The 15,257-nt window shown below is 69.0% G+C and carries 13 protein-coding genes; 5 read left to right on the plus strand and 8 right to left on the minus strand.

Going from position 1 to position 15,257, the window contains the following annotated elements:
• Positions 1 to 31 precede the first annotated feature (31 nt).
• The 7 genes from AC1PLR_RS14135 to AC1PLR_RS14165 all read right to left on the minus strand — a co-directional run bounded on the left by AC1PLR_RS14135 (position 32) and on the right by AC1PLR_RS14165 (position 9,123).
• On the minus strand, positions 32 to 1,495 hold the full coding sequence (locus tag AC1PLR_RS14135; RefSeq protein ID WP_481101390.1) for a hypothetical protein: 1,464 nt from the start codon (positions 1,493 to 1,495) through the stop codon (positions 32 to 34).
• Positions 1,496 to 1,936: 441 nt separating this feature from the next.
• Complete coding sequence (locus AC1PLR_RS14140) at positions 1,937 to 2,611, minus strand: YitT family protein (protein ID WP_481103600.1); 675 nt, start codon at positions 2,609 to 2,611, stop codon at positions 1,937 to 1,939.
• A 194-nt stretch (positions 2,612 to 2,805) separates the two neighbouring features.
• Positions 2,806 to 3,402, minus strand: coding sequence for an MFS transporter permease (locus AC1PLR_RS14145; RefSeq protein ID WP_481101391.1), 597 nt, complete (start codon positions 3,400 to 3,402; stop codon positions 2,806 to 2,808).
• Between the two features lie 493 nt (positions 3,403 to 3,895).
• Positions 3,896 to 5,395, minus strand: a complete 1,500-nt coding sequence (locus AC1PLR_RS14150; protein WP_481101392.1) for a GGDEF domain-containing protein — start codon at positions 5,393 to 5,395, stop codon at positions 3,896 to 3,898.
• The gene (locus AC1PLR_RS14155) at positions 5,392 to 6,672 is read right to left on the minus strand and encodes a WD40 repeat domain-containing protein (protein WP_481101393.1); all 1,281 of its coding nucleotides are present in this window, start codon (positions 6,670 to 6,672) and stop codon (positions 5,392 to 5,394) included. The genes AC1PLR_RS14150 and AC1PLR_RS14155 overlap by 4 nt, the downstream gene beginning before the upstream one ends.
• A 155-nt stretch (positions 6,673 to 6,827) precedes the next feature.
• The gene (locus AC1PLR_RS14160) at positions 6,828 to 7,958 is read right to left on the minus strand and encodes a PilT/PilU family type 4a pilus ATPase (protein WP_209029708.1); all 1,131 of its coding nucleotides are present in this window, start codon (positions 7,956 to 7,958) and stop codon (positions 6,828 to 6,830) included.
• A 127-nt stretch (positions 7,959 to 8,085) separates the two neighbouring features.
• Positions 8,086 to 9,123: a type IV pilus twitching motility protein PilT gene (locus tag AC1PLR_RS14165; RefSeq protein WP_010344138.1), complete on the minus strand. Its 1,038-nt coding sequence runs from the start codon at positions 9,121 to 9,123 to the stop codon at positions 8,086 to 8,088.
• Between the two features lie 122 nt (positions 9,124 to 9,245).
• Between AC1PLR_RS14165 and AC1PLR_RS14170 the strand changes: the two genes are divergently transcribed.
• From AC1PLR_RS14170 to AC1PLR_RS14185, 4 genes are all read left to right on the plus strand, one after another.
• Positions 9,246 to 9,902: a YggS family pyridoxal phosphate-dependent enzyme gene (locus AC1PLR_RS14170; RefSeq protein WP_481103601.1), complete on the plus strand. Its 657-nt coding sequence runs from the start codon at positions 9,246 to 9,248 to the stop codon at positions 9,900 to 9,902.
• Positions 9,903 to 10,219: 317 nt separating this feature from the next.
• The gene (locus tag AC1PLR_RS14175) at positions 10,220 to 11,248 is read left to right on the plus strand and encodes a hypothetical protein (protein ID WP_010344140.1); all 1,029 of its coding nucleotides are present in this window, start codon (positions 10,220 to 10,222) and stop codon (positions 11,246 to 11,248) included.
• A gap of 128 nt (positions 11,249 to 11,376) precedes the next feature.
• Positions 11,377 to 12,222 carry a pyrroline-5-carboxylate reductase gene (proC, locus tag AC1PLR_RS14180; RefSeq protein ID WP_481101394.1) on the plus strand — a complete coding sequence of 282 codons (846 nt, stop codon included), beginning with the start codon at positions 11,377 to 11,379 and terminating at the stop codon, positions 12,220 to 12,222.
• A 14-nt stretch (positions 12,223 to 12,236) separates the two neighbouring features.
• A complete protein-coding gene (locus AC1PLR_RS14185; RefSeq protein ID WP_420009367.1) occupies positions 12,237 to 12,689 on the plus strand; it encodes a DUF4426 domain-containing protein in 453 nt (150 codons plus the stop codon).
• Positions 12,690 to 13,258: 569 nt separating this feature from the next.
• On the opposite strand, the gene soxR is transcribed toward AC1PLR_RS14185, so the two are convergent.
• Entirely contained in the window at positions 13,259 to 13,696 is a 438-nt protein-coding gene (soxR, locus tag AC1PLR_RS14190) for a redox-sensitive transcriptional activator SoxR (protein ID WP_010344143.1), read from the minus strand.
• Positions 13,697 to 13,791: 95 nt separating this feature from the next.
• Between soxR and AC1PLR_RS14195 the strand changes: the two genes are divergently transcribed.
• Positions 13,792 to 15,183 carry an MFS transporter gene (locus tag AC1PLR_RS14195; RefSeq protein WP_481103602.1) on the plus strand — a complete coding sequence of 464 codons (1,392 nt, stop codon included), beginning with the start codon at positions 13,792 to 13,794 and terminating at the stop codon, positions 15,181 to 15,183.
• Positions 15,184 to 15,257: the final 74 nt, after the last annotated feature.

Consider the following 15,257-nt stretch of genomic DNA (forward strand, 5'->3'; position numbering starts at 1 on the left):
TTGCTCCTGGTCCGGGTGAGAGGGGCGCGCTTCAGCGCGGCGTGGCCGGCCGCGCTGCCGGTGGTGCCTTCTGCGGCACCTGCGCCTGGAAGTAGTCGTTGATCACCACGTGGCTGATGTTGACGTTCAGCCCCGGCAACGACTGCGCGCGCGGATCGGACGAGATGACCTGCGTGGTGTTATGGCAGGCGAAGCAGTTGTTCTGCGTGCTCTGCACCTGGGTGAAGGTCTCGATGGTGGAGTTGGACAGCTTGATCGAGCCGGTGATCAGCGGCGGCGCACCCGCGGGTGTCGGCTTAGGAATGCACTCCAACGCCGACCCGGGCTGGAACGTGCAATTGGGCTTCAAAGCATCGGGGGCGACGAACCAGATGGCACCGACCTCGAAGTAGTTCTTCCACACATCGTTCAACTGGGTCTGTACCGAGGCATTGAGCGCCTTGATGTTGTCGATGTTGCAGTCGCTGCCGCTACACGGCTTTTCTCCGCCATAGGGCTCCATGCGGCATACCTGGGTGACGGGACTCAGCGTCTGCGCCGTCTGGTTCAAGGTGAGCGCACCGGCACCGGCCGCGTTGACGTTGCATTGCTCGATCGGGGTACCGGCCTTGTAGAAGGTCCAGTCTCTCTTCGAGACGGGCTCGCCAGGATTGAGGTTCTTCGTCACGTCCGGCGCGTTGTTGCGGTGCTCGAAGGTGGCCCAGATCATTTCCGGGTGGCCCTTGACCGTGCCGCCAATGTGGAAGCCGACCAGGGCCACGGTCTCGGTCCTGGGCACGGTCTTGCCCGACTTGTCCGTGCTCACGATCTTGCCCTTGCGTGTGTAAAGTGTCGCGATCTCCGCCTGGCGGGTATAGAACCCGGACACATCCTCGCCCGGTTGCACCACTTTCCAGGCCGCCTTCAGGGTCATGCTGCCGACCGGGAACGGCGTGTCGGCATCGAAGTGGCGCAGCGTCTCGGGATCCTTCAAATTTTTGCTGGCGATGAAGTTGCCGAACACGTCGTTGGAGTGGATCGAGTAGTACACCGCGCGTCCGTCACGATCCACCAGCACGCCATCCGGCCCTGCCTGCTCGATCAGTTCAACGGTGCGCGCCTGCTGCGAGCGCCCGATCAGCGGGTCGAGCACGCCATCGGGGATACCGGCGATGCCGTCGGCGGTCATGCTCAGGAAGCGCGGCTGCCCTTCCCCCACGTCCTGAGTCAGCCACAGAAACGCATTCCACGACCACTGATGGAACTGGCAATTGGTCTCGAACGTAAATGACGCCAGGTTCGGGTCCTGCGTCTTCGCGTGCGGGAACCAGCTCGGGAAGTCGGGAGAGGGGGTCGGCGGCAGGCATGGTCGTGGTGCTGGTTGGTCGGTACTGGTCACCACACTGCTGTTGGGGCCGGGGCCCGTGTCAGGACGTCCATTGGCACCCGGATTCACGGCAGAACATGCCGCGACCACCACACAGACCAATGCCGCGAATCCCATCGCACGTTTCATCGCACTGCCCTCGTTCCGTGGAAAAGCTGTAGGCGCCGGCATCCGCCGCAGTGCACCGGACAGGCGGCACCGCGCCGCCGCGCAGGCGCGGCGTCGAACATCATGGTCATGTCGTGCAGGTGGATCGCGCTCCCCGCGATCGCATGCGCCATCTGTGCGCACTCACCCTTTCTGCAAGGTCAGCATGCGCTGCGTCACACTCGAGCGGCAAGACCATTCCGTAGACACCGCGGAGATTCCGTAGACAGTTGCCGTGCAGCGCGGCGGCTGTCGCGCGCAGCACGGCGCGACAATGCGTCGTTGGCCTGCAGCCGGTGCATGCAGGTGATGCGTGATCAGATGCGGTGCGTGCAGATCGCGAGACGTTCGCGCATCCGCGAGGAACACCTGCATGCGGCGATGCGTACATCGCCGATCGCGCGACGGCGACCGGCCGTGGACTCACACGCCCATGTAGCGCCCGGCGCGATGGTTGAACATCAGCACCAGGCTCAGCACCACTGCGCCGATCGCCGAGTACAGCACCTGTTGCGGCGCCAGCAGCCAGAACGCCACCGCCATCAGCGCCGCGTCGAAGCTCATCTGCACCTTGCCCGCACTCCAGCCGCGGCTGCGCTGCAGGTAGACCGCAAGGATACCGACGCCGCCCAAGCTGGCGCGGTGGCGGATGAAGAACAGGATGCCGAGTCCGACCAGCGCGCCGCCGACCAACGCCGAATAAAGCGGCGTCATCGTCGCGTACTGCGCCCAGCGCGGCAGCAGGTCGGTCAGCAGGCCGCAGGCGGCGACCGCGACAAAGGTCTTGAGGGTGAATTCCCAGCCCATGCGCCGCACCGCCAGCCAATAGAACGGCAGGTTGACCAGCACGAACATCAAGCCGAAGTTCCAGCCCAGCGCGTAGTGCAGCAGGAACGCCACGCCGGCCATGCCGCCGATCATCAGGCCGCCATGGGCGAACACCGCCAGCCCCAGCGAGGCCACCAGGGTCGCCAGCACCATCCCCTGCACATCCTCGGCCACGCTGTGGCGCAGCGCGCGCGCATCCTGCACGGTGCCGGCCGAATCCGGCGGCGGCGTCAGCGGTCCGGCGGTGACGACGGTGCCGTCGTCGGGCAATGGGTCCAGGTCCGGACGCAGATCGGAATCGGGAAGGCTCACGGGAGGGGCACAGCGTGGGGGGCGGTATTAGACACCAGCCAGGAGGTGGTTGCACATGAAACTTTGAAGACGCGCAGCGGATCGTCCCTGCCGCGTGTCGGCACCGGATGCCGACCCTGTGGCCTCCCCCGATTCCGCCGAGCGTTCGCGACCTATCGCTGTGGCAGAGCGATGTGGACGGGGAGGCCGACGGTCACCGCCCTCACCATCGAGATCACCACCAGCAACACCACCGGCCCGGCGATGGCCAGCCACGTCCACGTCCAGGCGTTGAACCGCTCCACCACGCCGCGCGGCAGCCCGCGCGCCTGCTTGAACCGCGCCAGGCGCTGGTTGACCAGCACGACCGGCGTCCACGTCAGCAGCGTCAACAAGGACAACGCGGAGGGCCACGCGCCCAGCAGGCTCAGGCAGACATAGGCCAGCGCCGGCCCGAGCCAGCCGACCAGCGCGCCGCGCTGCGCGCCGACGGTGCGTTCAAGCCCGCGAAAGCAGGCGAACACCCAGATCAACGAGAACACCGAGCGCCACACCGGGGAGATGCGCCGGCGCCCGGACAGCAGGCGCAAGGCGCGCCAGTTGCGGTAGAACCAGTACAGCGCGTACCAGCCGAAGCTGGTCGCGCACAACAACGCCAGCTTGGCCGTCGAGGGCGCGAACAGCATGGACAGTGGGTCGGCGGTTGCCGCAGCGCTCTCGGTGTCGGGCAGCGTGGCGACGGGAGCGGCGTAGGGGTTGTCTGTTTGCATGGGTGGCATTCTGGCTTACCGCACCCTCATCCGCCCCTTCGTGGCACCTTCTCCCGGCGGGAGAAGGAACGACTAAAGCCCCTCTCCCACCGGGAGAGGGGTTGGGGTGAGGGTACGGCGCGAACGCGGCCCGCCGAACCAAGACCACGAGGCTCCGCCCGTACCCTCATCCGCCCCTTCGGGGCACCTTCTCCCGAGGGGAGAAGGAACGGCTAAAGCTCCTCTCCCCTCGGGAGAGGGGTTGGGGTGAGGGTACAGCGCGAAGCGTCTCGCAGCGCCAGGACGCACGAGGCTCCGCCCGTACCCTCATCCGCCTCTTCGGGGCACCTTCTCCCGAGGGGAGAAGGAACAGCAAAGCCCCTCTCCCCTCGGGAGAGGGGTTGGGGTGAGGGTACGGCGCGAAGGCGTCCCGCCGAACCAAGACCACGAGGCTCCGCCCTCCCCTCATCCGCCCCCTGCGGGCCACCTTCTCCAGACGGGACAAGCGCAACCCTCACCGCACCGCCACGGCGCGGCGCTGCCGCTTGTCCGCGTACATCTCCGCATCCGCGCGTGCGAGCAGTTCCTCCAACGCTTCCGCGTCCAGATCCCGCAGGCTGCACAGGGCCAGGCCGAAGCTGGCCGACAGGGCGGTCGCGAAGCCGTCGTCGTCGCCGGGTTTGGCCAGCGCCCCGCGCAGCGCGTCGATCAGCGCATCCGCCCGCTCCGGCGTGGTCAGCGGCAGATACAGCGCGAATTCGTCGCCCCCGCGACGCCCCAGCAACTGGCCCGGCCGCAGGCAGCGCCGGCAGCGCTTGACGAAGGCGCGCAGGGCGGCATCGCCGGCGGCATGTCCGAACTGGTCGTTGATCGCCTTGAGGTTGTCCATGTCGGCGACGATCACCGCCAGCGGACGCGGATCCTGCGCGGCCAGTTGCAGATCGTTGAGCACCTGCTCCAGGAATCCGGTCCGCGACAGCGCCCCGGTCACCGGATCGCGTACCAGCGCATGGCGCAACCGCGTGTTGTCGGCGTAGAGCCCCGGGACCGCCAGCCCGAAGTAGCTGTTCGCCGCCAGGCTGATCATGGCGAACTGCAGCGCCAGCGCCTGCGCCTCGAGCCGCAGCAAGGGCGTGGCCAGGGCGATCAGCAGGCTGAAGGCGGCGATCGCCACCAGCGCCTGCAGCATCCCGTGGGTATGCACGATCCACAACTGGATGACCACCACCACGAACAGCGCGAACACCACCGCCGGCTGCCGCGGCAAAGCGGCGGCCAACCCCATCACCGCCAGGGTGACGCCGAGCAGCAGCGCCAGCTTGACCAGATAGCCCGACACACTGCCGGCGGGCGCGATCATCCCCGAGAAGCGCGGGATGCCCGGCTGCGGCACGATCCGCAGCGCCTCGGCCAGGCGCAGCACCGCGACGATCGCCAGCGGGCCGAGCGCCAGCAGGCCGGCGTAGTCGCCGATCGCCCATGGGATCGACTGGGCAAGCAGGGTCGGCAGATCGATGGCGCCGGTGACGGCCAGGCCGGCCCCGCCCAGGCAGGCGGACAGCAGCGCGGCCACGCCGCCGCCCAGGATGAAGGAGGTGACCACGCGCGGCAGGCTGGTCGAGGACACGCCACGGCCGACCCGGCGCAGCAGCCAGGCCAGCCCACCCCAGATGCAGAACTGTTGCGCGGTGAACAGCAGCGCATAGGCCAGCACCGCACGGTCGGGGACGGCCGCGTGGTCGCTCGCGCGATAGAAACTGAGCAGCGTGGCCAGCACGCAGGCCATGGCGATCGCCGGCGCGCCGCGCCAGCCCAACACCATGAACGTGGCCAGCGTCACCGCCACCGGCGGGAACCACAGGCTGGTGTGCGGCTGATAACCCAACACCCGCGCCAACTCGAAGACCGCCAGCCACGCCACCACCAGTACCGCCGACAGCAGCACCAGCGCGCCAGGGCGGCGCGGCGCCGCGGCGCGCGTGCGAAACGGCGCCTCGGCGTCCCTGCCTGTCATCCATCCGACTCCGCGCGGCCACGGCCGACGGCCGAACCGGGGCCGACGAAGGCGGTGACCGTGCTGTCGTCGCTGCCGCCCACCACCACCGTGGCACCGCTGTTCAGACGGATCGGCCAGCTCATGTTGTCCGTGCCATAGGACCATTGCTGCGTGCCGTCGCCCGCGTTCCAGAGCGTGAACGCGCCGGGCGTCCCGTCGGGATGGCCATCGGCCAGCCCCAGCCATTGTCCGTCCGGGTCGAACGCCAGGTCGTTGGGCGAGTGCGCGCTATGCGCGGTCCACTGCAGCGTCGCGGCGGTGCCGGCATCGGCGTACACGGCGACGACGCCACCACCGGTGAGATTGCCGGCGATCGCGACCTTGTCGCCGGCGCGATCGCAGGCCACCCCGTAGATGGTCGTGGCGCCCTCGGGCACCGTCTGGGTCCAGGCCGGCCCAGGGGTTTTCTGGAACGCCGCCACGTCGAACGCGTACAGCGTGCCGTCGCTGGCACCGGCATAGGCCCGGCGCCCATCGCCCGACAGCGCCGCGGCATGCACGCGGGCCTGCTTGGGCAACTGCCAGCGCGTCAGCGTCCCCGGTTGTCCCGCGGCGATCGGGAACAGGATGATCTCGCCCTGTGCGCTGGCCACCAGCCCGACCGTGCCATCGGCGGCGATGCCGGTGGCGATGACGTTGTCGGCGCTGTCGCCGGTGCCCCCGGCGGTCAGCGCGATGCACGCGGGCGTGGCGGAGAACGCCGCATCGCCCTCGCGATAGAACAGATAGCCCTGCTCGGCGCCGGCCAGCAAGGTCCGCCCGCCCGCGTCCAGCGCCACCATGTTGCCGCGGACGGGGAGCGCAAAGGACAGCAGCTCGTCGCCGCCGGGAACCGCCCAGGCACCGACGAAGCCCGCATACGGCGACTGGCTCTTCCAGCCGCAGCTGGCCATGGTGCCCCCGTCCGCCGCCACGTCCACCCAGTACACGCCCTGCCAGCCGTCGAACTCCTTCGTCAGCAGCCGGTTGCCGGCGCGATCCCAGGCATAGGTGCCGAAGCATCCCTGCTGGTTGCCGCCGACGTCGCTGCGGGTGGCCGCAGGCGCGATGCGCTCGAAGATCTTGCGTTGCTCGACCGGCACCGCCTCCAGCCCGGGAATCTGCGACAAGCCGCCGTACTGGTGGAAAAAGGTGCCGGCGACGATGACATTGCCATCGTCGGACACCGCCACCGAGTTGATGTAGTAGCCGGCATGCGGCTGGGTCGACCAGAGCAGTTCAGGCACGTCGTTCATCGCGGCTCTCTCCCTTCGGCTGAAGCGTCCGTCCTCCATCGACGGAAAGCAGACGCTGGACTGAAACACGACACCCGTGAACGAAGCCGAGCGTGCCGCCGCGACGTGGGGCCCTCAACCGCCCCGGGCGCCGACGCGCGCGCTTGCCGGACGGCTCAGCGCACCTCGGCGATCTCGACCCCGTCCAGGCCCTGCGCCAGGGTGCGCGCGTCGCCGCCCTGGGCCAGCTTGATGCGCAGGCGCACCTCGTTCTGCGAATCGGCGTGGCGCAGCGCATCCTCGTAGCTGATCTCGCCGGCCTGGTACAGCTCGAACAGGCTCTGGTCGAAGGTCTTCATGCCCAGGTTGGTGGACTCCTTCATCACGTCCTTGAGCTTGTGGATCTCGCCCTCGCGGATGTAGTCCTGCACCAGCGGCGTGCCGAGCATGATCTCCATGGCCACGCGGCGGCCCTTGCCGTCCGGGGTCGGGATCAGCTGCTGCGCGACCACGCCACGCAGGTTCAGCGACAGATCCATCAGCAGCTGGCTGCGGCGGTCTTCGGGGAAGAAGTTGATCACGCGGTCCATCGCCTGGTTGGCGTTGTTGGCGTGCAGGGTGCACAGCACCAGGTGACCGGTCTCGGCGAAGGAGATGGCGTGGTCCATGCCCTCGCGGGTGCGCACCTCGCCGATCATGATCACGTCCGGCGCCTGGCGCAGGGTGTTCTTCAGCGCGTTCTCCCAGCTGTCGGTGTCAATGCCGACCTCGCGCTGGGTGATGATGCAGCCCTCGTGCTTGTGCACGAATTCGATCGGGTCCTCGATGGTGATGATGTGCCCGGTGGAGTTCTGGTTGCGGTAGCCGATCATCGCCGCCAGCGAGGTCGACTTGCCGGTGCCGGTGGCGCCGACGAAGATGATGATGCCACGCTTGGTCATCGCCAGGGTCTTGATGACCGGCGGCAGGTTCAGTTCGTCCACGCTGGGAATGCGCGTCTCGATCCGGCGCAGCACCATGCCGACCTGGTTGCGCTGGTAGAAGCAACTGACGCGGAAGCGCCCGACCCCGGCCACGCCGATGGCGAAGTTGCACTCGTGGGTCTTCTCGAATTCCTCGCGCTGCGACGGCGTCATCACGTTCAGCACCAGGTCGCGGCTCTGCTGCGGCGTCAGCGGCGTCTGCGTGATCGGCGTGATCTTGCCATGCACCTTGATCGCCGGCGGCATGCCCGAGGTGATGAACAGGTCCGACGCCTTCTGGTGCGCCATCAGTTTCAGGAAGGAGGTGAAGTCGATGGTGCTCATGGTCGGCTCCTTCGGAGCTGAGAATCGGGAATGGAGAATCGGGAATCGCAACAGCGGGCATCCGGAAGCGGGAAGGATGGGACCGTTGCTCTTCCCATTCCCGATTCCCTATTCCCGATTCCCGGCCTCACTCGAACAACCGCTTGTCCTTGGCGTATTCGCGGGCCTGGTTGCGGGTGATCAGGCTGCGCTTGACCAGGTCCTGCAGGTGCTGGTCCAGGGTCTGCATGCCGTTCTGCTGGCCGGTCTGGATCGCCGAGTACATCTGCGCCACCTTGTCCTCGCGGATCAGGTTGCGGATGGCGGGGGTGCCGACCATGATCTCCCAGGCCGCGGTGCGGCCGCCGCCGACCTTCTTCAGCAGCGCCTGCGAAATCACCGCGCGCAGCGATTCGGACAGCATCGAGCGCACCATCGGCTTCTCGCCGGCGGGGAACACGTCGATGATGCGGTCGATGGTCTTGGCCGCCGAACTGGTGTGCAGGGTGCCGAACACCAGGTGGCCGGTCTCCGCGGCGGTCAGCGCCAGGCGGATGGTTTCCAGGTCGCGCAATTCGCCGACCAGGATGATGTCCGGGTCTTCGCGCAGCGCCGAGCGCAGCGCCTCGTTGAAGCCGTGGGTGTCGCGGTGCACCTCGCGCTGGTTGATCAGGCACTTCTGCGAGGTGTGCACGAATTCGATCGGATCCTCGACGGTGAGGATGTGGCCGTATTCGTTCTTGTTGATGTAGTCGATCATGCCGGCGAGCGTGGTCGACTTGCCCGAGCCGGTCGGCCCGGTGACCAGGATCAGGCCCTGCGGCTGGTCGATCAGCTGGCGGAAGATCGGCGGGCAGCCGAGGTCTTCCAGGGTCAGCACTTCCGAGGGAATGGTGCGGAACACCGCGCCGGCGCCGCGGTTCTGGTTGAACGCGTTGACGCGGAAGCGCGCCAGGCTGGGAATTTCGAAGGAGAAGTCGACCTCGAGGAATTCCTCGTAGTCGCGGCGCTGCTTGTCCGACATGATGTCGTAGACAAGCGCGTGCACCTGCTTGTGGTCCAGCGCCGGAATGTTGATGCGGCGGACGTCGCCATCGACCCGGATCATCGGCGGCAGGCCCGCGGACAGGTGCAGGTCGGACGCCTTGTTCTTGACCGAGAACGCCAATAGTTCAGCGATATCCATACGCTGCTTTTCCCCTTGGGCTGCGACTGGAAGGATGATTCCCCGGCCGGCAGTATAGCGCCCTTCCCTTTGCCGGAACGCCGCCTGTGCCCCTCTCGCCGCTGCAACAGATCCGCCTGGACATGGACCGCGCCGCCGACGCCGCAGGGCGCCCGCACGCGCACTTGCTGGCAGTGTCCAAGACCCAGCCGGCCGAGGCCGTGGCGGCACTGGCCGCACAGGGGCAGCGCGCGTTCGGCGAGAACTACGTGCAGGAAGCGGCGGCCAAGATCGCCGCGCTGGCCGAGGCCGGACTGGAGTGGCATCTGATCGGCCACCTGCAGTCGAACAAGGCCGAACAGGCGGCGACGCTGTTCGACTGGGTGCAGACGGTGGACCGGCCCAAGCTGATCGCCGCCCTGGCCAAGGGTCGTGCGGCTGCGCCGGCGCGCGCGCCGCTGAACGTGTTGATCCAGGTCAACATCGACGACGAGGCCAGCAAGCATGGCTGCCAGCCCGACGCCGTGGACACCCTGGCCGCGGCCATCGCCGCACAGCCGGCGCTGGCCTTGCGCGGGTTGATGGCCATTCCCGCGCCGTGGCCGGAGGCCGAGCGCCGCATCGACGCATTCGCGCGCATGCATGCGTTGTTCGTGCGACTGCGCGCCGCGCATCCGCAGGTCGACACCTTGTCCATGGGCATGAGCGGCGACTTCGCCGACGCCATCGCCGCCGGCGCCACCATGGTGCGGGTCGGCACGGCCCTGTTCGGCGCGCGCGGCCCGCGCGTTTCCGGCTGAACCGGCTGCTGCCGTGCCGCATTACCGCATCGCCCGTGACATCGTGATGATTTGTCTACGACACCTTCAAAAACGATTCACCAACATCGGAATTCTGTCGTAGCCGATCTACTTGAAAACCATAGATTTTCAGGATGAATGAAAGGTTCGCGCCGACAGCGCTTCCTGAACGATGCGACACGGTTGCGAACCGTTAATTCAGTCACGTTTCAGACGCAGGCGCTTCGCTTCACATGGCGGCCGACCGCGGGTCCTCCGCAGTCCATCGCCGAATGCGCTCGGCTCGAACGAGGTCACAGATGCAAGCATCCACCCGATTGCTGTTCGCTTCCTGCTTCATCGGTCTGCTGCACGTCCCCGCGGCCATGGCCGCGCCGACGGCGACGCCGGCCTGGACCAACGAAGAAGCGATGATGTCGCCGGCGGAAGTCCAGGCGCGCACCGCCTGGCGCGAAACCATGGCGCATCAACCGACGCCGGCGGAAGGCTGCTTCCATGCCAGCTACCCCGACACGCAGTGGCAAACGGACGTGTGCAAGACCCTGACCCGCCACCTGCATCCGGTGCCGCACAAGATCCGCTTCGGCGCCACCGAAACCACCGGCAACGGCTACGACTACGCGCTGCGCTCCAGCACCCTGATCAGCAAGGCCGTGGGCAGCTTCCCGCAGGTCACCGGCGTGACGTCGGAGAAAGGCGTCGGCGTGGCGGCCTTCGGCGGCGGCGGCATCCTCGGCCCGAACGAGTATTCGCTGCAGATCAACTCCAACTACGACGCCACCACCAGCGTCTGCGGCGGCCGCTCCGGCTGCACCGTGTGGCAGCAGTTCGTCTACGCCACCGACTACGAGACCCAGGGCCAGGCCGCGGTGTTCATGCAGTACTGGCTGATCGGCTACGGCAGCAGCTGCCCGAGCGGCTGGATGAGCGGCGGCGGCTCGGACTGCTACCGCAACAGCAACGCGGTCAGCGCGCCGGACGTGCCGGCCACGCAGTTGGCCAACCTCAAGCTGACCGGTTCGGCCACCGCCAACGGCAACGACACCATCACCTTCACCAACAACGGCACCGCCTACAGCGTCAGCGCCAAGGACAGCGTGGTCAAGCTGGCCACGGTGTGGAAGGACGCCGAGTTCAACGTGGTCGGCAACGCCGGCGGTTCCAGCGCCAACTTCAACTCCGGCTCGTCGATCACGGTGAAGGTGGCCGCCACCAACGGCTCCACCGCCGCCCCGACCTGCGCGGCCAACGCCGGCAGCACCGGCGAAACCAACAACCTCAACCTGGGCAGCTGCTCGACGGCCGGCGGCAGCACGCCGTCGATCACCTTCACCGAGTCCAACTGAGTCCGTCGCGCCGGTCCGCATGGCGGCCGGCGCGTTCTTCCGCAGCGTGATCCGGGCCGCGCCGCACCGCAGCAACGCGGCGCGGCGCAGCCGCTACCATGGCGCTCCCTCTTCGCGACGGTGCGCACATGGCTTCCGCTTCCCCCGATTCCCACGCGGCCGATATCGCCTTCATCGGCGGCGGCAACATGGCGCGCAGCCTGATCGCCGGGCTGGTTCGGCAAGGCACCGATCCGCACCGCATCCGCGTGGCCGAGCCGGTGGCGGCGCTGCGTGAGGCGCTGGTCGCCGAGTACGGCGTCCACGCGGTCGCCTCCGCGGCCGAGGCCGCCGACGGCGCGGCGCTGTGGATGTTCGCGGTCAAGCCGCAGGTGCTGCGCGGGGTCTGCAGCGAGCTGGCCGCGTTGGCGCAGGCGCAGCGGCCGCTGCTGGTGTCCATCGCCGCCGGCATCACTACCGCGCAACTGGACCGTTGGCTCGGTGGCGGCCACGCCCTGGTTCGCGCGATGCCCAACACCCCAGCCCTGCTCGGCGCCGGCGTCACCGGCCTGTTCGCCAGCGTCGGCGTCGATGCCGGCCAGCGCGCCCACGCCGAGCGCGTGCTGGCCGCCGCTGGCGTCACCGTGTGGGTCGAGGACGAGGCGCTGATCGATGCGGTCACCGCGGTCTCCGGCAGCGGCCCCGCCTACGTGTTCCTGCTCGCCGAGGCGATGGAAGCGGCGGGCATCGCCCAGGGCCTGCCCGCCGACACCGCGCGCACCCTGACCCTGCAGACTGTGCTCGGCGCGGCGCGCATGCTCACCGAGTCCGGCGAGGCGCCGAGCGAACTGCGCCGCCGCGTGACCTCGCCCAACGGCACCACCCAGGCCGCGATCGAGACCTTCCAGCACGGCGGCTTCGAGGCGCTGACCGCGGCCGCGATCGCCGCGGCGGCCGCCCGCGGCCGTGCCCTGTCCGCCGCCAACGACGACTGATCCGGAGAACGCCGATGCGTGTCCTGCCCGCTGCGCTGCTGTGCCTGGCCCTGGCCGCCTGCTCGGACCAGGACACCCCACGTCCAGCGACACTGCTCGCAGCCACACCGGCGCAGGCCGATTTCGGCGCGCTGCGCGTGCACTACAACGCCTTGCCCACATTGGCGATGAGCGAAGACGTCGCGCGCCGCTACGGCATCGCCCGCGAAGCCGACAGCGCCCTGGTGATGATCGCACTGCGCACCCTGCACGGTGGCGAGGAAGCGCCGGCGGTGGGCACGGTGGAGGCGGTGGCGACCGACCTCAGCGGCCAGCGCCAGCCGGTGGCGCTGCGCGCGGTCCGCACCGACGCCTACACCGACTACGTCGGCACCGTGCGCAGCAGCGCCCACGACCAGTTGCGCTTCGTGGTGCAGGTGCGCAGCGCCGACGGCAGCGGCACGGTGCGGTTCACCCGTAATTTCTAGCGCGTGCAGCGTTCTGCGCGCGCCGTCCCACGTGCGCCGTCCCATCTGTAGGAGCGGCTTCAGCCGCGACCGGGCATTACCGGGAAGGCCCGGTCGAGGCTGAAGCCGCTCCTAGGACACCCCGACATACGGACACCGAACAAGGTGATCATCGGATACGCATTGTGGGAGGGACTTCAGTCCCGACTGCATGCAGCGTCAGGTGCGTCATAATCTTCGCTCGTCGCCGCTGAAGGGCACGGTGAAGCGGCACGGCTCCAGTATTCTCGACAAGTTCGGTACCCGTGACCCACATTCGCGCCATGCTCAAGGCGATCACCCTCCCATCATCCGAACGCACACAAGCGGCAATGCCGCGACATCCACCGGCATCGCGTCGGGACTGAAGTCCCTCCCACAGCGTCTGGGTTCAAGTCGCGTGTCGTAGGGGCGGCTCTTGTCCCCTGTTTGGGATCAGCCGCGACGGGGCGTAACCGGTAACGCCCGTCGCGGCTGAAGCCGCTCCTACGGAGGCCAGACCAGGCCACCTAACCAACACCACACGCGGTGACTGCGTGCAGCCGTGCCGATCACTCCTCCGCCCAGCGCTGCGGGCCGTCGCCGTGCGCGGCCAGGGTGTCGGCCGGGTTGCTCAGCCGGCAGCGGCGCAGCGACAGGCAGCCGCAACCGATGCAGTCGGTGAGCTGGTGGCGCAGGCGGGTCAGCTGCAGGATGCGTGCGTCCAGTTCCTCGCGCCACACCGCCGACATCCGTGCCCACTCGGCGCGGGTCGGGGTGCGCGCGTCGGGCAACTGCGCGAAGGCGGCCTTGACGCTGTCCAGCGGCACGCCGACGCGTTGCGCCACGCGGATCACCGCCAGCCGCCGCAGCACGTCGCGCGTATAGCGGCGCTGGTTTCCGGCGGTGCGCATGCTGCGGATCAGGCCCTTGCTCTCGTAGAAATGCAGCGCCGACACGGCCACCCCGCTGCGCGCGGCCACCTGCCCCACGCTCAGTTCCTCCTGCATCGCTTGACCTCGAGTCCGGTTGAGGTTGCATGCTGCATGGCCTGCAGGCGCCCACGCAAGTCGCCACCGGCAGCCGTCCAACCGCTTTTCCAGGTATCCCGATGCAAGACCACGCCACCGCCGCCGCTGCCTCGCCCGCCCCTGTCGCTGCCGGCTCCGTGCTGGCGCCGGCCTATCGCGCCACCACCATCGGCATGGTCGCGCTGGTGTCGCTGATCGCCTTCGAGGCGCTGGCGGTGGCCGCGGCGATGCCGACCGTGGCGCGCGAACTGGACGGCCTGCGGCTGTACGCGCTGGCCTTCGGCGGCACTCTGGCCACCAGCGTGATCGGCATGACCGTGGCCGGGCGCTGGAGCGACCTGCACGGGCCGGCGGCGCCGCTGTGGGCCGGCCTGGCCTGCTTCGTGTGCGGCCTGCTGCTGGCCGGCTTCGCTCCGTCGATGGACGTCCTGCTGGCCGGCCGGCTGGTGCAGGGCCTGGGCGCCGGCGCGATCTCGGTGGTGCTGTACGTGCTGGTCGCGCGGCTGTATCCGCAGGCGATCCGCCCGCGCATGTTCGCCGCGTTCTCCGCCGGCTGGGTGGTGCCGTCGCTGATCGGCCCCAGCATCAGCGGGCTGATCGTCGAACACGTCGGCTGGCGCTGGGTGTTCCTGGCGGTGCCGCTGCTGGCGCTGCCGGCGGCGACGCTGCTGTGGCCGGCACTGCGGCGCCTGCCGCCCGCCGCCAGCGCGGACGGCGCCAGCGGCGCGGCGCGGCTGTGGTCGCTGGGCGCGGCGGCCGGCGTCTGCCTGCTGTACCTGGGCGGTCAGCAACGCGGGCTGTGGGCGGCACTGCTGTTGCCATCGGCATTGGCGCTGCTGGTGCTGTGCACCTGGCGGCTGCTGCCTGCGGGCACGCTACGCGCCGCGCGCGGCCTGCCCAGCGTGATCGCGCTGCGCGGCATCGCCGGGTCGGCGTTCTTCGGCTGCGAGGCGTTCCTGCCGCTGCTGCTGTCGCGCGAACGCGGGCTGTCGCCGGTGTGGGCGGGCGTGGCGCTGAGCGCCGGCGCGTTGGGCTGGTTCGCCGGCTCCTGGTATCAGGGCCACTACGGCCGCGACGCAACCCGGCTGCGGCGGCTGCGCCTGGGCTGCACGCTGATGGCGCTGGGCATCGCGACCACCACGCTGGCACTGCTGCCGGCGGTGCCCGCCGCGCTGGCGATCGGCGGCTGGACCGCCACCGGCCTGGGCATGGGACTGATCTATCCGACCCTGGCGGTGCTGACCCTGACCCTGTCGCCGCCAACGCGGCAAGGCCGCAACAGTTCGGCGCTGCAGTTGAGCGAGGCGATCGCGGTGGCGACCACGCTGGCGGTCGGCGGTTCGCTGTTCGCCACACTGCTGGCGTACTCGGCCGCGGCGGCCTATCTGTCGACCTTCGCCGTCGCCGCGCTCATGGCCCTGCTCGGCCTGGGCATCGCCGGCCGTACCCAGCCCACGCCTGGCTGACGGAATCGCCGCGTGCGGCGCCTGCCGCGGCGTGGCGGCGTGCGCACCAAGGAGGACCGCGGAAGCGGCGATCC

This window comes from Xanthomonas sp. NCPPB 3570, assembly GCF_056725115.1.

Bases quoted from the DNA above. Each gene is read 5' to 3' on its own strand.
- AC1PLR_RS14145 (WP_481101391.1), bottom strand. From the start codon at position 3,402: ATGCAAACAGACAACCCCTACGCCGCTCCCGTCGCCACGCTGCCCGAC.
- AC1PLR_RS14135 (WP_481101390.1), bottom strand. From the start codon at position 1,495: ATGAAACGTGCGATGGGATTCGCGGCATTGGTCTGTGTGGTGGTCGCG.
- AC1PLR_RS14165 (WP_010344138.1), bottom strand. From the start codon at position 9,123: ATGGATATCGCTGAACTATTGGCGTTCTCGGTCAAGAACAAGGCGTCC.
- AC1PLR_RS14185 (WP_420009367.1), top strand. From the start codon at position 12,237: ATGCGTGTCCTGCCCGCTGCGCTGCTGTGCCTGGCCCTGGCCGCCTGC.
- AC1PLR_RS14155 (WP_481101393.1), bottom strand. From the start codon at position 6,672: ATGAACGACGTGCCTGAACTGCTCTGGTCGACCCAGCCGCATGCCGGC.
- AC1PLR_RS14160 (WP_209029708.1), bottom strand. From the start codon at position 7,958: ATGAGCACCATCGACTTCACCTCCTTCCTGAAACTGATGGCGCACCAG.
- proC (WP_481101394.1), top strand. From the start codon at position 11,377: ATGGCTTCCGCTTCCCCCGATTCCCACGCGGCCGATATCGCCTTCATC.
- soxR (WP_010344143.1), bottom strand. From the start codon at position 13,696: ATGCAGGAGGAACTGAGCGTGGGGCAGGTGGCCGCGCGCAGCGGGGTG.
- AC1PLR_RS14170 (WP_481103601.1), top strand. From the start codon at position 9,246: ATGGACCGCGCCGCCGACGCCGCAGGGCGCCCGCACGCGCACTTGCTG.
- AC1PLR_RS14150 (WP_481101392.1), bottom strand. From the start codon at position 5,395: ATGACAGGCAGGGACGCCGAGGCGCCGTTTCGCACGCGCGCCGCGGCG.